The 17,573-nt window shown below is 74.3% G+C and carries 19 protein-coding genes; all 19 read right to left on the reverse strand.

The window, feature by feature from the left end; all coding sequences use genetic code 11:
* Window positions 1-26: 26 nt before the first annotated feature.
* Window positions 27-1,049 carry a prolipoprotein diacylglyceryl transferase gene (gene lgt, locus JOE38_RS03890; RefSeq protein ID WP_204574941.1) on the reverse strand — a complete coding sequence of 341 codons (1,023 nt, stop codon included), beginning with the start codon at window positions 1,047-1,049 and terminating at the stop codon, window positions 27-29.
* A gap of 71 nt (window positions 1,050-1,120) precedes the next feature.
* Window positions 1,121-1,939 carry a tryptophan synthase subunit alpha gene (gene trpA, locus JOE38_RS03895; RefSeq protein WP_086513568.1) on the reverse strand — a complete coding sequence of 273 codons (819 nt, stop codon included), beginning with the start codon at window positions 1,937-1,939 and terminating at the stop codon, window positions 1,121-1,123.
* Complete coding sequence (trpB, locus tag JOE38_RS03900) at window positions 1,936-3,150, reverse strand: tryptophan synthase subunit beta (RefSeq protein ID WP_204574942.1); 1,215 nt, start codon at window positions 3,148-3,150, stop codon at window positions 1,936-1,938. Before trpB ends, trpA begins: the two co-directional genes overlap by 4 nt.
* The gene (gene trpC, locus JOE38_RS03905; RefSeq protein ID WP_204574943.1) at window positions 3,147-3,923 is read right to left on the reverse strand and encodes an indole-3-glycerol phosphate synthase TrpC; all 777 of its coding nucleotides are present in this window, start codon (window positions 3,921-3,923) and stop codon (window positions 3,147-3,149) included. Before trpC ends, trpB begins: the two co-directional genes overlap by 4 nt.
* Window positions 3,924-4,163, reverse strand: coding sequence for a DUF6704 family protein (locus JOE38_RS03910; protein ID WP_015490434.1), 240 nt, complete (start codon window positions 4,161-4,163; stop codon window positions 3,924-3,926).
* A gap of 103 nt (window positions 4,164-4,266) precedes the next feature.
* Window positions 4,267-4,905: a Trp biosynthesis-associated membrane protein gene (locus JOE38_RS03915; RefSeq protein ID WP_204574944.1), complete on the reverse strand. Its 639-nt coding sequence runs from the start codon at window positions 4,903-4,905 to the stop codon at window positions 4,267-4,269.
* Entirely contained in the window at window positions 4,905-6,464 is a 1,560-nt protein-coding gene (locus tag JOE38_RS03920) for an anthranilate synthase component I (RefSeq protein ID WP_204574945.1), read from the reverse strand. Before JOE38_RS03920 ends, JOE38_RS03915 begins: the two co-directional genes overlap by 1 nt.
* A complete protein-coding gene (hisI, locus tag JOE38_RS03925) occupies window positions 6,461-6,859 on the reverse strand; it encodes a phosphoribosyl-AMP cyclohydrolase (protein WP_204574946.1) in 399 nt (132 codons plus the stop codon). Before hisI ends, JOE38_RS03920 begins: the two co-directional genes overlap by 4 nt.
* Complete coding sequence (hisF, locus tag JOE38_RS03930; protein ID WP_204574947.1) at window positions 6,856-7,650, reverse strand: imidazole glycerol phosphate synthase subunit HisF; 795 nt, start codon at window positions 7,648-7,650, stop codon at window positions 6,856-6,858. The genes hisI and hisF overlap by 4 nt, the downstream gene beginning before the upstream one ends.
* A gap of 2 nt (window positions 7,651-7,652) precedes the next feature.
* Window positions 7,653-8,492 carry an ATP phosphoribosyltransferase gene (hisG, locus tag JOE38_RS03935; protein WP_086522439.1) on the reverse strand — a complete coding sequence of 280 codons (840 nt, stop codon included), beginning with the start codon at window positions 8,490-8,492 and terminating at the stop codon, window positions 7,653-7,655.
* Window positions 8,493-8,540: 48 nt separating this feature from the next.
* Complete coding sequence (locus JOE38_RS03940; RefSeq protein ID WP_043586624.1) at window positions 8,541-8,804, reverse strand: phosphoribosyl-ATP diphosphatase; 264 nt, start codon at window positions 8,802-8,804, stop codon at window positions 8,541-8,543.
* A 109-nt stretch (window positions 8,805-8,913) separates the two neighbouring features.
* Window positions 8,914-9,282, reverse strand: a complete 369-nt coding sequence (locus JOE38_RS03945; RefSeq protein ID WP_012038460.1) for an FKBP-type peptidyl-prolyl cis-trans isomerase — start codon at window positions 9,280-9,282, stop codon at window positions 8,914-8,916.
* A 34-nt stretch (window positions 9,283-9,316) separates the two neighbouring features.
* Complete coding sequence (gene rpe, locus JOE38_RS03950; RefSeq protein WP_194666699.1) at window positions 9,317-9,985, reverse strand: ribulose-phosphate 3-epimerase; 669 nt, start codon at window positions 9,983-9,985, stop codon at window positions 9,317-9,319.
* A gap of 10 nt (window positions 9,986-9,995) precedes the next feature.
* On the reverse strand, window positions 9,996-11,477 hold the full coding sequence (locus JOE38_RS03955) for an RsmB/NOP family class I SAM-dependent RNA methyltransferase (RefSeq protein ID WP_204574948.1): 1,482 nt from the start codon (window positions 11,475-11,477) through the stop codon (window positions 9,996-9,998).
* A 67-nt stretch (window positions 11,478-11,544) separates the two neighbouring features.
* Window positions 11,545-12,462, reverse strand: coding sequence for a methionyl-tRNA formyltransferase (gene fmt / locus JOE38_RS03960; protein WP_204574949.1), 918 nt, complete (start codon window positions 12,460-12,462; stop codon window positions 11,545-11,547).
* A gap of 103 nt (window positions 12,463-12,565) precedes the next feature.
* On the reverse strand, window positions 12,566-14,677 hold the full coding sequence (locus tag JOE38_RS03965) for a primosomal protein N' (RefSeq protein WP_374191153.1): 2,112 nt from the start codon (window positions 14,675-14,677) through the stop codon (window positions 12,566-12,568).
* Window positions 14,678-14,743: 66 nt separating this feature from the next.
* Entirely contained in the window at window positions 14,744-15,955 is a 1,212-nt protein-coding gene (gene metK / locus JOE38_RS03970) for a methionine adenosyltransferase (protein ID WP_045528172.1), read from the reverse strand.
* Between the two features lie 38 nt (window positions 15,956-15,993).
* A complete protein-coding gene (coaBC, locus tag JOE38_RS03975) occupies window positions 15,994-17,208 on the reverse strand; it encodes a bifunctional phosphopantothenoylcysteine decarboxylase/phosphopantothenate--cysteine ligase CoaBC (RefSeq protein ID WP_239545027.1) in 1,215 nt (404 codons plus the stop codon).
* Window positions 17,209-17,288: 80 nt separating this feature from the next.
* Window positions 17,289-17,558, reverse strand: a complete 270-nt coding sequence (gene rpoZ / locus JOE38_RS03980) for a DNA-directed RNA polymerase subunit omega (RefSeq protein ID WP_012038467.1) — start codon at window positions 17,556-17,558, stop codon at window positions 17,289-17,291.
* Between the last annotated feature and the right edge of the window lie 15 nt (window positions 17,559-17,573).

The raw sequence follows: 17,573 nt of genomic DNA on the forward strand, positions 1-17,573 counted from the left end.
GACCGCGGGGGTGCCCGCGCTGGGGACTAGGCGCCGCGTCCGCTTGTGGCGGGGAGAGCGTGGGAGTCCGAACCGGTGGATGCCCGATCGTCGTCGACGTCGGCGAAATCCGAATCCGTGTACACCGATGCTACCTCGCCGTCGCGACCCGACTTCGCGCGGGCGCTTACGTCCTCCGGGGTGCGGCCGGGAAGGTACGGGCTCGGCTCGCTGCCGACGTGGCGCCGGGTCTGCACGAGGAAGAGCACGAAGCCGAGCGCGACGGCGAGGAACGCCGCCCAGACGTTGGTGCGGACGCCGAAGAAGATCTCGCTGGGGTCGATGCGGATGGACTCGAAGACCATGCGCCCGAGGCCGTACCACATGAGGTACACGGCGAGGCCGCGACCCCACTGCAGTCGGACGGCGCGGCCAAGCGCGATGATGACGAGGGCGCCCGCGACGTTCCACACGATCTCGTAGAGGAACGTGGGGTGGAAGAGAGTGCCGGCGGGGAGGCCGGCGGGGAACGCGGCGTTGGTCGGGTCGACCTCGAGGCCCCACGGCAGCGTGGTGGGCGTGCCGAACAGCTCCTGGTTGAAGTAGTTGCCCATGCGGCCGGCGGCCTGCGCGATGAGGAGGCCGGGGGCCAGCGCGTCGGCGAACGTCCAGAAGCGCACGCCCGTCCACTTGGAGCCGAGCCACACGCCCACGGCGCCGCCGATGAGGGCGCCGAAGATGGCGATGCCGCCCTCCCACACGTAGAGCACGCGCCACAGGTTCGCGCCCTCGTAGAAGTAGTCGCCGGGGTGCGTGAGCACGTGGAACGCGCGGGCGCCGACGATGCCGAGGACGAGCGCGCACAGCGTGAAGTCGATGACCGTGCCGGACTCGACGCCACGCGCCACGAGGCGGCGGTTGGTGAGGAACGCCGCGATGAGGATGCCGACGAGGATGCACACGGCGTACGCGTGGATGACGAAGGTGAGCGGCAGGTCGATGCCGAAGCCCTGGAGCCACGCCGTGACGTCGAACCGGGTGTCGGACGGATCCGGGCTGGGGATGCTCATCGGGTCGAACAACGGATGGCGCTCACTTTCGCAGGGGATTCGGCGGGCGCGGCGGGACCGCGGGCCGGGGGCTACTGTAGCGCGGTTCCCCGCGCGAGATCGGCCGCGGCGCGGGCGACGCCGGGCACGCCGCCGTCGGCGAGGGCCGCCACGAGGGCGGATCCGACGATGGCGCCGTCGGCGTAGTCGAGCACCTCGCGCACCTGGTCGCCGGTGGAGATGCCGATGCCCACGCAGGCGCTCGTGGAGCCGGCGTCGCGCAGGCGCGAGACGAGCCCGCGCGCGGCCTGGTCGACGTCCTGGCGTGCGCCCGTGATCCCCATGGTGGAGACCGCGTAGACGAATCCGCGGCTGCGCTCGACCGCCTGGTGCAGCCGGGCCTCGCTGGACGACGGGGCCGCGAGGAACACGCGGTCGAGGCCCGTGCGCTCGGACGCGGCGAGCCAGTCGGCGCCCTCGTCCGGGATGAGGTCGGGCGTGATGAGCCCGGCGCCGCCCGCGGCGACGATGTCGTCGGCGAAGCGCTCGACGCCGTACTGCACGACGGGGTTCCAGTAGGTCATGAGGAGCACGGGGGCGTCGACGCGCTGGGTGATCGCGTGGAGCGCGTCGAAGCCGTCACGGAGGCGGAAGCCCTGCGCGAGCGCGGTCTGGGTGGCGCGCTGGATGACGGGGCCGTCCATGACGGGGTCGCTGTACGGCAGGCCGAGCTCGATGACGTCGACGCCGTTCTCGACGAGCGCGACGGCGGCCTCGATGCTCGTGGCGACGTCCGGGAAGCCGACGGGGAGGTAGCCGACGAGGGCACCCGACCCCTGCTCCCGACGAAGCGCGATGGTGCGCTCGACGGGGCTGCCGGTGGGTGCGGCGGCGTGCGCTGCCGCGGTCACGACTGCTCCGCCCCGGCGTCGATGAGGTCGAAGTACTTCCCCGCGGTCTCCATGTCCTTGTCGCCGCGGCCGCTGAGGTTGACCAGGATGATCGACTCCGGGCCCAGCTCCTTCCCCAGCTCGAGCGCGCCGGCGAGGGCGTGCGCCGACTCGATGGCCGGGATGATGCCCTCGGTGCGGCTGAGCAGGCGGAGCGCGCTCATGGCCTGGTCGTCCGTGACGGGACGGTAGGACGCGCGGCCGAGGTCCGACAGCCAGGAGTGCTCCGGGCCGACGCCCGGGTAGTCGAGGCCGGCGGAGATCGAGTGCGAGTCGATGGTCTGGCCGTCCTCGTCCTGGAGGAGGTAGCTGCGCGCGCCGTGCAGCATGCCGGGCCGGCCCTTGGTGATGGTGGCGGCGGTGCGCGGGGTGTCCGCGCCGTCGCCGCCGGCCTCGAAGCCGTAGAGGGCCACGTCGGCGTCGTCGAGGAACGCGTGGAAGATGCCGATGGCGTTGGATCCGCCGCCCACGCACGCGGCGACGGCGTCGGGCAGGCGCCCGGTGAGCGCGAGGACCTGCTCGCGGGCCTCCTCGCCGATGACCTTCTGCAGGTCGCGCACCATGGCGGGGAACGGGTGCGGGCCCGCGACCGTGCCGAACACGTAGTTCGTGGTCTCGACGTTGGTGACCCAGTCGCGCATGGCGTCGTTGATGGCGTCCTTGAGCGTGCGCGATCCCGAGCGGACCGGGATGACCTCGGCGCCCAGCAGGCGCATCCGCGCGACGTTGAGCGCCTGGCGCTCGGTGTCGACCTCGCCCATGTAGATGACGCAGTCGAGGCCGAAGAGCGCGGCCGCCGTGGCGGTCGCGACGCCGTGCTGGCCCGCGCCCGTCTCGGCGATGATGCGCTTCTTGCCGATCTTCTTGGTGAGCAGCGCCTGGCCGAGCACGTTGTTGATCTTGTGCGAACCGGTGTGGTTGAGGTCCTCGCGCTTGAGGATGATGCGCGCGCCTCCGGCGTGCTCGGCGAACCGCGGCACTTCCGTGATGAGCGACGGACGACCCGTGTAGCTGCGGTGCAGCTCCTTCAGCTCCTCGATGAACGCGGGGTCCACCTTGAGCTCGTCCCACGCCGCCGACAGCTCGTCGAGGGCGGCGACGAGCGACTCCGGGACGTAGCGCCCGCCGAAGTCACCGAAGTACGGGCCGGTCACGCTGCGCAGGTCGGTCATGCGCGGATGTCCAGGAACTCGCCGAGCGTGCGGACGGGGTCGCCCGTGACGAGCGCCTCGCCCACCAGGACGACGTCGGCGCCCGCGCGGCGGTAGTGCGCCACGTCGTCGGCGGTCTTCACCGCGGACTCCGCGATGCGCACGACGCCCGCGGGGATGGAGTCGGCGAGCGATCCGAAGAGGTCGCGGTCGAGCTCGAAGGTGGTGAGGTTGCGGGCGTTGACGCCGACCACCTGCGCGCCGAGGTCGAGCGCGCGGGACACCTCCTCGGCCGAGTGCGTCTCGACGAGCGCGGTCATGCCGAGCTCGCCCACGAGCGCGTGCAGCTCGACGAGCGTCTTCTGGTCGAGCGCGGCGACGATGAGGAGGACGAGGTCGGCGCCCGAGGCGCGCGCCTCCAGCACCTGGTACGGCTCGCCGATGAAGTCCTTGCGGAGCACGGGGATGGAGACGGTGTCGCGCACCTGCTCGAGGTCCTGCAGCGAGCCGCGGAACTTGCGGCCCTCGGTGAGGACGCTGATGGCGCTGGCGCCGCCCGTCTCGTAGCGGGACGCGAGGAGCGCGGGATCGGGGATCTCGGCGAGGGCGCCGCGCGACGGGCTCGAGCGCTTGACCTCGGCGATGATCTTCACGCGGTCGGCCGGCGCGAGGGCGCTCAGCGCGTCGAGGGCCGCGGGACGCGCGAGCGCGTCGGCCTCGACCTGGGCGAGGGGACGGGTCTCGCGACGTGCGGCCGCGTCCTCGAGGGCGCCGGCGAGGAGGTCGCCCAGCATCTAGGAGTGCGCCTTCGCGTGGGTGACGGTGCGGTGCCCGCCGACGCCGAAGCCCAGCTTCTTCATGACGCCGCCGGTGATCCAGCCGAGGATGGCGAGCACGGCGGAGGCCCACACGACGGGTTCGATGGCGAACCAGAAGGCGATGGTGCCGACGGTGAACGCGACGAGCATGATGACGACAGCCGTCCAGGCCGCCGGCGAGTTGCCGTGGCCGGGTTCTGCGGACTCTGTGGACATGCGTGCTCCTCGGGGTTCGTGCGAAAGGGACGGGTCGAGTCTACCGGTCGGCGTCGGCGCGGCCGTCGGCTTGGGGAGGGTGGGCGGGGACGTCAGTCGACCCTCACGTGGCTGTGCCTGCCGGGGCCTCGTCCGCGTCGCCGGCCTCGCGGCGGGTGGGATCCGCGCCTCCGCTCAGGCTGTCCCAGGCGGCCACGGGATCCTCGCGCGGGACGATCCCGCGGGCGGGCGCCTGGTCGGGCGCGTCGTACCGGGACCGGCGGGTGGGCCAGCGCGGCCCGGTGACCGCCACGAAGAGGCCCGTGAGCGCGGACGCGATGCCCGCGACCAGCGTGACCGGACCCCAGGGGGTCGTGCTCCATCCGTCGACGAGCGCCGCCACGGCCGACGAGCCCGCGACGCCCGTGGCGGTCGTGACCGCGGCCTCGCCCGCCTGGACGGGCCCCGCGGTCGCGGCGAAGGCCGTGATCGCCACCGTCACGCCGATGAGCGCCTGCAGGATCCCGAGCACCACGCGCAGCACGCGCCCCGCGATGGCGAGCGCGCCGGCGAGGGCGAGGCTCGACAGCGCGAGGGCGCTGAGGGCGGGGGCGGCGACGCTGCCCGCGACGGGCACGAGCGCGGGGGCCTGGCCGCCGATGCGGAGCGTCGACCAGTCCTGCGACCAGCCGAGGAAGGTGGCGGCGCTCGTGGCGAGGACGAGCAGGAGGGCGAGGGACTTCGTGCGGCGGGTGACGCGCATCAGCGCACGCGCCGCATGGCCTCGGCGACGGCGACCGCGCGGAGCGGCGCGGCGGCCTTGTTCTGCGACTCGAGGTACTCGGCGTCCGGGTCGGAGTCGGCGACCATGCCACCGCCGGCCTGCACGTGCGCGATGCCGTCGACGATGGTGGCCGTGCGGATCGCGATGGCGAGGTCGGCGTCGCCCGCGAAGTCGAAGTAGCCCACCACTCCCCCGTACACGCCGCGCTGGGCGGGCTCGAGCTCGTCGATGATCTGCAGCGCCCGCGGCTTGGGCGCCCCCGAGAGCGTGCCGGCCGGGAAGGTGGCCCGGAAGACGTCGATGCTCGAGACGCCGGGCCGCAGCGTGCCCTCGACCGAGCTGACGAGGTGCATGATGTGGCTGAAGCGCTCGACGCGCATGAACTCGGTGACCTCGACGGATCCCGGGGCGCACGCCTTCAGCATGTCGTTGCGCGCGAGGTCCACCAGCATGAGGTGCTCGGCGCGCTCCTTCGGGTCGGCGAGGAGCGACTCCTCGTGCGCCACGTCCTCCTCCACGGTCGCGCCGCGCGGGCGGGATCCCGCGATGGGGTGCATGTAGACGTGGTCGTCGGTGACGGTGACGAGCGCCTCGGGCGAGGACCCGACGATGGAGTACGGCTTCCCGTCCGCGTCCTCGAGGGTGAGCAGGTACATGTACGGGCTCGGGTTGAGCACGCGCAGGATGCGGTAGACGTCGATCGGCTCGGCCGTGGTCGGCTGGTCGAACCGCTGCGAGACGACGACCTGGAAGACGTCGCCCTCGTGGATGTGGTGCTTGCTGCGGGCGATGGCCTCGTGGAAGTCGGCGGGCTCGGTGCGGAGCGTCGCGGACGGCTGCGCCTGGAGGTCGACCTCCGCGAGGAAGGTCTCGGACGGACGGGCGAGGTCGGCCTGCATGCGGTCGAGGCGCGCCTGCGCGCCGGCCCACATGGCGTCCGCGTCGTCCACGCCGTCGTTGAGGGCGGTCGCGACGAGCGTGACGGTGCCGCGGCGGTGGTCGAGCACCGCGAGCTCGGAGACGAAGCTGAGCGCCTGGCCAGGTACGGGCACCTCGGCCGGCGGGCGGTCGGGCAGACGCTCGATCTGCCGCACGGCCTCCCAGCCGATGAAGCCGACCAGGCCGCCGGTGAGGGGCGGGAGGCCCGGGATGCGCGGCGTCTCCCAGCGCGCGTAGAGCGCCGCGAGGGCGGCGAGCGGGCCGTCGGGAGCGTCGTCGCCGAGGGCGCGGCGCGCGTCCATCCCGTAGTCGAGCCAGCGCGCGGAGTCGCCCTGCTGGGTGAGGACGCCGAACGACGAGACGCCGACGAACGAGAAGCGCGTCCAGATGCCGCCCTGGCCGGCGGACTCGAGCAGGAAGCTGCCCGGGCGGCCGGCGGTGAGCTTGCGGTGCACGCCGACGGGCGTCTCGCCGTCCGCGAAGACCTCGCGGAGCACGGGGATCACGCGGTGGTCGGCGGCCAGGGTGCCGAACGCCTCCCGCGTGGTGGTGCCGGGTGCGGGGACGGACGGCGCGGCGGGGCGCGGGGACTCGCTCATGGGGTGGGCCCTTCGTCGGCGGCCGGGCGCGCGCCCGTGACGGGGTGGAGGTGATCGGCGTCGAAGCAGGTGCGCGTGCCGGTGTGGCAGGCCACTCCTACCTGGTCGACCTGGACGAGGACCGTGTCGCCGTCGCAGTCGAGGGCCGCGTCGCGGACGTACTGGCCGTGTCCCGACGTGTCGCCCTTCCGCCAGTACTCGCTCCGGGAGCGCGACCAGAAGGTGACGCGGCCCGTGGTGAGCGTGCGGCGGAGGGCCTCGCGGTCCATGTAGCCGAGCATGAGCACCTCGCGCGTGTCGTGCTGCTGGATCACGGCGGGCAGGAGCCCGTCGTCGGCGAAGGACGCGCGCGCGAGGATGCCGTCGACGTCGGGGACGGACGCTGCTGCGCTCATCGTCGGACCACCTGACCGGCGTCGTGGAGGGCGCCCTTGACGTCGCCGATCGTGAACCGGCGGGAGTGGAAGACGCTCGCGGCGAGCACGGCGTCGGCGCCGGCCTCGATCGCGGGCGCGAAGTGGTCGAGCTCGCCCGCGCCGCCCGAGGCGATGACGGGCACGCGGCTCGCGGCGCGCATGGCGGCCACGAGCTCGAGGTCGAAGCCGTCGCGCGTCCCGTCGGCGTCGATGGAGTTGACGAGCAGCTCGCCCGCGCCGCGCTCGACGGCCTCGCGGGCCCAGGCGACCGCGTCGATGGTCGTGCGCGTGCGTCCGCCGTGGGTGGTGACGACGAAGCCGGACGCCGTGTCGCCGCGCGTCACGTCGAGCGAGAGCACGCAGACCTGCGCGCCGAACCGGTCGGCGATCTCACCGACGAGGTCGGGGCGCGCGATGGCCGCGCTGTTGACGCCGATCTTGTCGGCGCCGCTCGCGAGCAGGCGCGCGACGTCGTCGGCGCTGCGCACTCCCCCGCCCACCGTCAGCGGGATGAAGACCTGCTCGGCGGTGGCGCTCACGACGTCGTACATCGTCGAGCGGTCCTCGACCGTGGCCGTGACGTCGAGGAAGGTGAGCTCGTCGGCGCCCTGCTCGTAGTAGAGGCGCGCGAGCTCGACGGGATCGCCCGCGTCCTGCAGGTCGAGGAAGTTGACGCCCTTGACGACGCGCCCGGCGGCCACGTCGAGGCAGGGGATGACGCGGACGGCGAGCTGCGCGGCGGGCTCGGCGACGGATCCAGCGGGTGCCACGGTCAGATCCGGGCGGCGTGGATGGGGCTGACGAGGATGGCGCGCGCGCCCACCTCGTGCAGGCGGTCCATGATCTGGTTCGTGTCGTCGCGCGGCACCATCGAGCGCACCGCGACCCACGCGGGGTCCTGCAGCGGCGAGATGGTGGGCGACTCGATGCCCGGCGTGATGGCCGTGGCGGCGTCGAGCAGGTCGAGCGGCACGTCGTAGTCCATGAGCACGTAGCGGCGCGCGACGAGGACTCCCTCGAGGCGGCGCAGCAGCGTGGCGGCGCCCGGCTTCTCCTCTGCGCCGGAGATGAGGACGGCGGTGGAGCGGAGGATCACGGGGCCGAAGATCTCGAGCCCGGCCTTCCGCAGCGTCGTGCCCGTCTCCACCACGTCGGCGATGGCGTCGGCGACGCCCAGCTGGATGGCGGACTCGACCGCGCCGTCGAGGCGGATGAGCTGCGCCTCGACGCCGTGCTCGCGGAGGAAGCCGCCGACGAGGACGGGGTAGCTGGTGGCGATGCGGACGCCGGCCAGGTCGGCCAGGTCGGCGAAGCGGCCGACGGGGCCGGCGAAGCGGAACGTGGATCCCGCGAAGCCGAGCTCCGCGGTCTCGGTGGCGTCCGACGCGGAGTCGATGAGGAGGTCACGGCCGGTGATGCCGACGTCGAGCGCGCCGGATCCGACGTAGGTCGCGATGTCGCGCGGACGGAGGTAGAAGAACTCGACGTCGTTGCGCGCGTCGAGGACGTAGAGCTCCTTGGGATCACGACGGCCGGCGTACCCGGCCTCGGCGAGCATCTGGGCGGCGGTCTCGGCGAGCGAGCCCTTGTTGGGCACGGCGACACGGAGCATGGGGATCACTTCTTCCGATGGAGGGGACGACGCGGGTGACGGGGCGCGTCACAGATGTCGGCCGACGTCCTCCAGGGTGAGGCCGCGCGCGATCATCATGACCTGCACGTGGTACAGCAGCTGCGAGATCTCCTCGGCCGTGCGGTCGTCGGACTCGTACTCCGACGCCATCCAGACCTCGGCGGCCTCCTCGACGACCTTCTTGCCGATCGCGTGCACGCCGCCGTCGAGCTCGCGGACGGTGCCGGACCCCTCGGGCCGCTCGGCGGCGATCCGGGTCAGCTCGCCGAACAGGTCATCGAAGGTCTTCACGTGCTCCAGGGTACAGGCGCGCGCGATGCCCCCGGCACGACGACGGGAGGCCGGGAGCGCTGCGCTCCCGGCCTCCCGGTGTCGTGCTGGTCGTGCGGTGGGCGAGGCGCTAGCCGACGCCCTGCAGGTCGATCACGAAGATCAGCGTGCGGCCGGAGAGGCGGTGGCCGCCGCCCGCGGGGCCGTAGGCGAGCTCCGGCGGGACGACGAGCTGGCGGCGTCCGCCGACCTTCATGCCGGGGATGCCCTGCTGCCAGCCGGCGATGAGGCTGCGGAGCGGGAAGCGCACGGACTGGCCGCGGCTCCAGGAGGAGTCGAACTCCTCGCCGGACTCGAAGTCGACGCCGAGGTAGTGCACGTCGACCGTGTCGCCGGGCTGGGCCTCGGGGCCGTCGCCCACGGTGATGTCGGAGATGGTGAGCTCTGCGGGGGCCGGGCCGTCGACGGGCTCGACCTCGGGCTTCGTGGTGTCGGTCATGGATCCAGTCAAGCAGATCCGCGCGCGCCTCCCGTCAGTGCGCGTGCGTGTGCGCCTCGGCGGCCCGGCGCAGCTCGGCGATGGCCGCCTCGGGGTCGCCGCCGCGGAAGACGCCGGATCCGGAGACGAACGTGTCGGCGCCGGCCTCGGCCGCGCGGCCGATGGTCTCGACGTCGATGCCGCCGTCGACCTGGAGCCACACGTCGTGGCCGGACTCGCGGAGGCGGGAGCGGAGGGCGCGCAGCTTCGGCATGGTCTCGGGCATGAAGGACTGGCCGCCGAAGCCGGGCTCGACCGTCATCACGAGCACCTGGTCGAACTCGTGGAGGAGGTCGAGGTAGTCGTCGACGGGCGTGCCGGGCTTCAGCGCGATGCCGGCGCGCGCGCCGATCTCCCGGAGGCGCCGCGCGAGGGCGACGGGCTCGCGCGTGGCCTCGGCGTGGAAGGTGACGCTCGCGGCGCCGGCCTCCGCGTAGCCGGGGGCCCAGCGGTCGACGTCGTCGATCATCAGGTGGATGTCGAGCGGGACCGGGGTCACCTGCTGGAGGCGCTCGACCATCGGCAGGCCGAACGTGAGGTTCGGCACGAAGTGGTTGTCCATGATGTCGACGTGCACGAGGTCGGCGGTGGCGAGGCGCTGGATCTCGCGCTCCAGGTTCGCGAAGTCGGCGGACAGGATGCTCGGTTCGATGCGGACGGGCATGCTCCCGACCCTACCGGCGGGTCAGCAGGGCGATGAACATGGCGTCGGTGCCGTGCCGGTGCGGCCAGAGCTGCACGCTGGATCCGCGGGTCGCGGCGTCGGGGTCGGCCGCCGGCAGCTCGAGGTCGCCGTCGGCCACCTCCTGCAGCACCGCGGCCGTGTCGAGCGCGGTCACGTCCGCGTGGCGCTGGAGCGCCGCCTGCACGATGGCGCGGGTCTCGGCGAGGTGCGGCGAGCACGTGACGTAGGCGAGGATCCCGCCGGGCGCGAGCGCGCCGATCGCGGAGTCGATGAGGCCGGCCTGCAGCGCGCCGAGGCCCGCGACGTCGCGCGGCGTCTTCCGCCAGCGCGCCTCGGGCCGGCGGCGGAGGGCGCCGAGGCCGCTGCACGGCGCGTCGAGCAGGATCCGGTCGAAGGCGCCCGGGTGCTCCTCCCCCACGGTCGTGCCGTCGAGCTCCCACACCTCGGTGTCGCCGGGGACGGCGCGGAGGGCGTCGCGGACGAGCCCGGCGCGCGCGGGGACGAGCTCGTTGGCGGTGAGCAGGGCGCCGGAGCGGCCGGCCTCCGCGGCGAGGAGCGCGGCCTTGCCGCCGGGGCCCGCGCACAGGTCGAGCCAGCGCTCGCCGGGCGTGACGGCGCGGGCGCGGCTGAGCGCGAGGGCGGCGAGCTGGGAGCCCTCGTCCTGCACGCGGACGCGGCCCTCGGCGACGCCGGGCGCGTCCATCGGGTCGCCGCCCTCGAGGTAGGCGCCGACGGGCGAGAACGCGGCCGGCTGCTCGCCGGTCTCCTCGACCGTCGCGAGGCCCGGGAGCGCGACGAGGCTGACGGCGGGCGCGGCGTTGTCGGCGCGCAGCAGGTCCTCGAGCTCGTCGGCGCGGCCCTCGCGGGCGAGCGCCTGGCGGAGCGCGCGCAGCACCCAGAGCGGGTGGGAGTGCTCGAGCGCGAGGCGCTCGTCGTCGCTCGCGGCGCTGTCGAGCACGCGCTGGCGCCACTCGGCTGGCTCCGTGCGCGTGATGGTGCGGAGGACGCCGTTGACGAAGCCCGTGGCGGAGCGGGATCCGACCGCGCGCGCCATGTCGACGCCCTCGTTGACGGCGGCGTGCGTGGCCACGCGCATGCTGAGGAGCTGGTGGACCGAGAGGCGGAGCACGTCGAGGATCGGGGCGTCGATCGCGGTGACGGGACGGCCGGCGGCCAGCTCGACGACGCGGTCGTAGTAGCCGGACATGCGGAGCGTGCCGTAGGTCAGCTCCGTGGCGAGCGCCGCGTCCTGGGCGGTGAGGGCCGCGCGCCGGATCTTGACGGGCAGCAGGAGGTTCGCGTACGCGTCCGACTCGCGGACCGCGCTGACGACCTCGTAGGCGACGCGGCGCGCGGGGCTGACGGACGCGGGCCCGCCGACGTCGGCGCGATCGGCGGGGCGACGGCGGTCGCCTCCCGCGGGACGGCGTCCGCCCGGTCGGCGGGCGGGGGATCCGGTGCTGTCGCTCATCGTGCGGTGACGTCCTTCCTCGTGACGCCGCGCCACCAGTCCGCGGCGGGGCGCCTTGTGCTCTCGCTCATCGTGCGATGACGTCCTTGTCCGTGACGCCGCGCCACCAGTCCGCGGCGGGCATGGGGTTCTTGCCCGCGGGCTGCACCTGGATGAGCTCGACGGGGTGGCTGGCGGTGCCGACGGCGACGCGGCCGTCGACGGCGGCGATCGCGCCGGGCGCGAGCGGCGCGGCGTCGCGGAGGGCGGCGGCGCGGTGGATCTTGAGGCGCACGTCGTCCACGGACGTGTGCGCACCGGGCTCGGGCGTGACCCCGCGGATCCGGGCCAGCACCTCGCCGGCCGGACGCGCCCAGTCGACGCGGCCGTCCTCGATCGACGTCTTCGGCGCGAGCGTGGGCTCGCCCTCCTGCGGGCGCGCGACCGCGGTCCCGGCGGCGATCGCGTCGACCGTGCGCGCGAGGAGATCGGCGCCCTGGACCGCGAGCGCGTCGAGCACGTGGCCCGCTGTCTCGTGGTCGCCCGTGGGCCGCTCCTCCATCGCGAAGACGGGACCGGTGTCCATGCCGCGCTCGAGCTGGAAGACGCTCGCGCCCGTGACGCGCTCGCCCGCCATGATCGACCGCTGGACGGGCGCGGCGCCGCGCCACCGGGGCAGCAGGGAGAAGTGCAGGTTGATCCAGCCCTGGGCGGGCGTGGAGAGGAGCGGCTCGCGGACGAGGCCGCCGTACGCGACGATGACGCCGAGGTCGGCCGCGACCGCGGCGATGCGGGCGGTCGCCTCGTCGTCGAGGCGGTTCACGCGGAGGGTCGGGATCCCGAGGCGCTCGGCCTCGGCGGCGACGGGCGACGGGGTGAGCACGCGCTTCCGGCCGAGCGGGGCGTCGGCGCGCGTGACGACGAGGGCGACCTCGTGGCCGGATGTGGCGAGCAGTCGGAGCGAGGGCACGGCGGCGAGGGGCGTGCCGGCGAAGACGAGTCTCATTGCGGAGTCCTCCCGGGGACGGCGTGCGGGTGGTCGGGTCGTGCGGTGGAGGCGCGTGCCGGGGCGACGCGACGAGGCACGCGGGCCGGGCGGCGGCCGCGGATCAGAACAGCCCCGTGTCGTCGAACCGTACACGGAGCGGGACCGTGGGCCGGAACCCGGTGCGGCCCGCGACGGGCTTGCGGCGGCTCGAGGCGTTGCGGACGACGGCCGCGCGGAGCTCCCGCGCCGCGTCCGGTCCGCTCGCGTAGTCGAGGCGGACGATGGCGCGCACGCGGCCCTGCTCGGTGGGCACCGGGCCGAGGACGTCGACGCCCTCGATCCCGCCGAGCCGCTCGACCGCCTGTCCGACGGCGTCCGGCAGTCCCTCGACGCTCGCGGCGCGCACGGCGGGCGGGAAGCGCAGGGCCCGGCGCTCGAGCAGCTCCTCGCGCGCGTAGCGCGGCTGCTGCCAGGTGGCGAGGGCGCGCGCGACCTGGCCGCCGACGCCGACGAGCATCACGGGGGCGCGCGGCGCGGCGAGGGCGGCGGCGTTGGACCACTGGCGGAGCACGTCCTCCCCCACGCGCAGGCTCTCGCGCGCGAGCATCCGCTCGCCGTCGAGCAGCAGGATCGCGCGGTAGCCGCCGGCGGCGACGGGCTCGGCCCCGCGCGTGGCGACGACCAGCCGCGACTCCGCGTCGACCTCCTGCACGTGGCGCTCGCCGTCGGCCAGCACCACCTGCACGCCGGGGAAGGCGCGGCCGAGCTCCTCCGCGGTGCGGCCGGCGCCGATGGTGACGAGCCGCAGCTCGTCGGATCCGCAGTTGGCGCAGCGCCAGTCGCCCGCGAGGTGCCCGCACCAGCCGCACGTGGGCGTGCTCGTGGCGGTGGACATGCCGAGCGGGCCCGTGCAGACGGTGCAGCGGGCGGCCTGGCGGCAGGCGCGGCAGGCGACGAGCGGCGCGTATCCGGGGCGCGCGACCTGGATGAGGACCGGCCCGTGCTCGACGGCGTCCTTGGCCGCGCGCCAGGCGCCGGACGGGATCCTGGCCTGCCGGGCGAACCCCTCGTCGCCCGTCTGCGAGGTGGTCGGGATCACTCGCGGGGTGCGGTTCTTCTCGGGCGCGACGCTCGTGAGGTAGCCGATCGCGACGAGGCGCTCGACCTCCGTGCTCCGGGAGTGCGCGAGCAGCACGAGCGCCGTGCCCTGCTGGCGGCTGCGGAGGAGGGCGACGTCACGGGCGTGCGCGTACGGGCTGAGCGGCTCGGCGTGCAGCGGATCCCCCTCGTCCCACATGGCGATCAGGCCGAGGCGCGGCGCGGGCGCGTAGACGGCCGAGCGGTTGCCGACGACGATCCGGGGCGCGTCGCCGAGGCCCGCGAGGAAGGAGCGGTAGCGGTCGGGGCCGGACTGGCGCGCATCGGTGCGCAGGACGGATCCGTCGGGGGCGTGCGCGGCGAGGGCCGCCTCCAGCTGGTCCTGGTCGCGGTAGTCGGGCACCACGAGGACGCTGCTGCGGCCCGACGCGAGCACGCGCGCGGCGGCCTGCGCGAGCGTCACGGCCCAGCGGCCCGCCCAGACGCCGCCGGGCAGCTCGACGACCTCGGGGATCGCGTCGACGGCCACGCGCCCGGATCCGTCGACCGCCGCGTCGAGCGTGCCGGGCGCGTAGCCGTCGATCGGCGGGAGCGCGGCGGCGTCGACGGCGGGAGCCGCGGGATCGGCGGGATCGGCGACGACGGCAGTCGCGGGGGCATCGGCGTCCGACGCCGTCCCATCCGCGTCCTCCGACGCGGACTCCGCGGCCGTGGACGCCAGGGCCGCGAGGTGGGCCTTCTCCACGCGCACCTGGCGTGGTGGCACAGCGAGCCGGATCACGTCGGACACGGTCCCGGCCTGGCGGTCGGCGACCTCCCGCGCGAGCGTCCAGATCTCCGGCCGCAGCACGGGCAGCGGCGACACGACCTGCTCGACCTCGCTGAGCGCGCCGTCGTAGCCCCCGCCGTCACCGACCTCGACGACGTAGCCGTCGGCGACCCGGCCGGCCGAGCGCAGCGGCACGCGCACGCGGACGCCGGGCACGCACGTCGCGCGCAGCGCCTCGGGCACGGCGTAGTCGAACAGGCGGTCGAGCTGCGGCAGCGGGGAGTCGACCATGACGCGCACGACGGGCGGGCGCGCGTCGGCGGAGCCGGACCTCACCGCGCCCGCGGCAGCCTCGGCCGCGGGCACGCCGGACGGATCCCCCGCGGTCACCGGGCACCCCCGGTCATGCCGGGACCCGGGCGGCGACGCGCGTCAGAGGCCCGCGGCGCTCTGCAGGTCGGCGACACGGTCGAGCGCCTCCCAGGTGAAGTCCGGCAGCTCGCGACCGAAGTGCCCGTAGGCGGCGGTCTGCGCGTAGATGGGACGGAGCAGGTCGAGCCGCTCGACGATGGCGGCGGGACGCAGGTCGAAGGTCTCGCGGATCGCGCGGACGATGCGCTCCTCCGGGACGTGCGCCGTGCCGAAGGCCTCGACGTACAGGCCCACGGGCGCGGCCTTGCCGATGGCGTACGCGACCTGCACCTCGAGCCGGTCGGCGAGGCCCGCGGCGACCGCGTTCTTCGCGACCCAGCGCATGGCGTACGCGGCGCTGCGGTCGACCTTCGACGGGTCCTTGCCGCTGAACGCGCCGCCGCCGTGCCGGCTGAAGCCGCCGTACGTGTCGACGATGATCTTGCGTCCCGTGAGCCCCGCGTCGCCCTTGGGCCCGCCGATCTCGAACTTGCCGGTGGGGTTGATCAGCAGGGTCGCGTCGCGCGAGTCGAGCTCGATGCCGATCTCCGCGGCCTGGGCCAGCACCGGGCGGATGACGTGCTCCTCGACCTCGCGGCGGAGGTCCTCCTGGGAGACCTGCGGGCCGTGCTGGGTGGAGAGCACGACGGTGTCGACCGTGCGCGGCACGAGTCCGTCGTAGCCGATGGTGACCTGCGTCTTGCCGTCGGGCCGCAGGTACGCGAGCTCGCCGGAGTGGCGGACGGCCGCGAGGCGCTCGGCGAGGCGGTGCGCGAGGTAGATGGGCAGCGGCATGAAGACCGGGGTGTCGCGCGACGCGTAGCCGAACATGAGGCCCTGGTCGCCGGCGCCCTGGAGGTCGTGCGCGTCGGTGGACGCGGATCCCGAGCGCGACTCGTACGAGCGGTCGACGCCCTGCGCGATGTCGGGCGACTGCGCGCCGATGGACACCGTGACGCCGCAGTTGCTGCCGTCGAAGCCGACCTCGGAGGAGTCGTACCCGATGTCCCGGATGCGGTCGCGCACGATCTGCGGGATGTCGACGTACCCGCTCGTGGTGACCTCGCCCGCGACGTGCACGAGCCCGGTGGTGACGAGCGTCTCGACCGCGGCGCGGCTCGTCGGGTCCTGTGTGAGGAGCGCGTCGAGGATGCTGTCGGAGATCTGGTCGCAGATCTTGTCGGGGTGGCCCTCGGTGACGGACTCGGAGGTGAACAGGCGCAGATCGGTCACGGGTCGCTCCAGGGGATCGCGTGGTCGCGCGCCGTGCGCTACTGCGGCGTCGGCGCGCCCACTACGTCGAGAATTCGATGGGCGACCTGCTCCTTGGAGCCGGAGGCCTCGGCCAGTGTATCTCCGCTCCTCGCGAGCACCGTGACCGTGTTGCCCTCTGTGGCGAACCCCCGCGACCACCCCACCCTGTTGAGGACGAGCAGGTCGCAGCCCTTCCGCTGGAGCTTCGCGCGGCCGATCCGGAGCAGCTCGGCCGGGTCCTCCTCGGTCTCCGCCGCGAAGCCGACGACGACACGACGCATGCCGTCCGCGCGCGGCGCGGCGGCGTCGGCCGCGAGGCGCTGCAGGATGTCGGGGTTCCGCACGAGCTCGACGGAGAGAGAATCCCCCGCCTCCTCCTTCTTGATCTTGCCCGCGGAGACGGCGACCGGCCGGTAGTCGGCCACGGCCGCGGCCATGATCACGACGTCGGCGTCGTCCGCCTCGCGCACCATGGCGTCCGAGAGCTCGAGCGCGGTCGACACGGGCACGACGCGCACGCCGGCGGGCGCCGGCACCTCGAGGTGCGCGGCGACGAGCACGACGTCGGCGCCGCGGTCGCGTGCAGCGGCGGCGAGGGCGACCCCCTGACGGCCGGAGGAGCGGTTGCCGAGGAAGCGCACGGGATCCAGCGGCTCGCGCGTGCCGCCCGCGGAGACGACGACGCGCCGGCCCTCGAGGTCGCGTCCGCCGGGGCGGACCGCGGCGAGGGCGGCGGCGATGACGTCCTCCACCTCGGCCATGCGCCCGGGCCCGGAGTCCGTGCCCGTGAGGCGGCCCGACGTGGGTCCGACGAGGGTGGCGCCGCGGGAGCGCAGGAGGGCCGCGTTGGCCTGGGTCGCCGGGTGCTGCCACATCTCGGTGTGCATCGCGGGGGCGACGACCAGGGGCGCGCGGCTGGCGAGGATCGTGGTGCCGAGCAGGTCGTCCGACAGGCCGAGGGCCATGGTCGCGAGCGTGTGGGCGGTGGCCGGCGCGACCACGATGAGGTCGGCCTTCTGGCCCAGCGCCACGTGGCGGACCTCGGACACCCCGTCGTAGAGGTCGCTCGTCACCGGGTTGCGGCTGACGGCCTCGAGCGTCGGCTTCCCGACGAAGCGGAGCGCGGCCTCGGTGGGGACGACGTGCACGTCGTGACCGAGGAGCACGAGGCCCCGGACCACGCCGACGGCCTTGTAGGCCGCGATGCCGCCCGTGATCCCCACGACCACCATCACCGCTCGGCGCTCCGGCGCTCGAGGGCGGGGCGGGCGTGCGGCGTGCGGTGGGCGCGGGGCATCCGGGGGCGGTGCGGCTAGGAGGCCGCGGGCTCCACGATGGGAGTGGCGACGAGCTTGTCCTCGTTGATCTCGTGCATGGCCACCGAGAGGGGCTTGTCGTCGATGGTGGAGTCGACGAGCGGTCCGACGTTGTCGAACAGGCTGCCCTCGTGCAGGTCGGCGTAGTAGTCGTTGATCTGACGGGCCCGCTTGGAGGCGAAGATCACGAGCGCGTACTTCGAGTCGACCTTCGAGAGGAGCTCGTCGATGGGCGGGTCGATGATGCCCTGGGTCTTGTCAACCATGGATGTGCCGCTTCC

The sequence above is a fragment of the Clavibacter michiganensis genome, assembly GCF_016907085.1.
Lineage (GTDB): Bacteria > Actinomycetota > Actinomycetes > Actinomycetales > Microbacteriaceae > Clavibacter > Clavibacter michiganensis_O.

Coding starts and splice junctions, on each gene's coding strand:
- lgt (WP_204574941.1), bottom strand. CDS start 1,049: ATGAGCATCCCCAGCCCGGATCCGTCCGACACCCGGTTCGACGTCACG.
- trpB (WP_204574942.1), bottom strand. CDS start 3,150: ATGACCGACCTGCGCAGCGTGACCGGCCCGTACTTCGGTGACTTCGGC.
- trpC (WP_204574943.1), bottom strand. CDS start 3,923: ATGCTGGGCGACCTCCTCGCCGGCGCCCTCGAGGACGCGGCCGCACGT.
- JOE38_RS03910 (WP_015490434.1), bottom strand. CDS start 4,163: ATGTCCACAGAGTCCGCAGAACCCGGCCACGGCAACTCGCCGGCGGCC.
- JOE38_RS03915 (WP_204574944.1), bottom strand. CDS start 4,905: ATGCGCGTCACCCGCCGCACGAAGTCCCTCGCCCTCCTGCTCGTCCTC.
- JOE38_RS03920 (WP_204574945.1), bottom strand. CDS start 6,464: ATGAGCGAGTCCCCGCGCCCCGCCGCGCCGTCCGTCCCCGCACCCGGC.
- hisI (WP_204574946.1), bottom strand. CDS start 6,859: ATGAGCGCAGCAGCGTCCGTCCCCGACGTCGACGGCATCCTCGCGCGC.
- hisG (WP_086522439.1), bottom strand. CDS start 8,492: ATGCTCCGTGTCGCCGTGCCCAACAAGGGCTCGCTCGCCGAGACCGCC.
- JOE38_RS03945 (WP_012038460.1), bottom strand. CDS start 9,282: ATGACCGACACCACGAAGCCCGAGGTCGAGCCCGTCGACGGCCCGGCC.
- rpe (WP_194666699.1), bottom strand. CDS start 9,985: ATGCCCGTCCGCATCGAACCGAGCATCCTGTCCGCCGACTTCGCGAAC.
- JOE38_RS03955 (WP_204574948.1), bottom strand. CDS start 11,477: ATGAGCGACAGCACCGGATCCCCCGCCCGCCGACCGGGCGGACGCCGT.
- fmt (WP_204574949.1), bottom strand. CDS start 12,462: ATGAGACTCGTCTTCGCCGGCACGCCCCTCGCCGCCGTGCCCTCGCTC.
- coaBC (WP_239545027.1), bottom strand. CDS start 17,208: ATGGTGGTCGTGGGGATCACGGGCGGCATCGCGGCCTACAAGGCCGTC.
- rpoZ (WP_012038467.1), bottom strand. CDS start 17,558: ATGGTTGACAAGACCCAGGGCATCATCGACCCGCCCATCGACGAGCTC.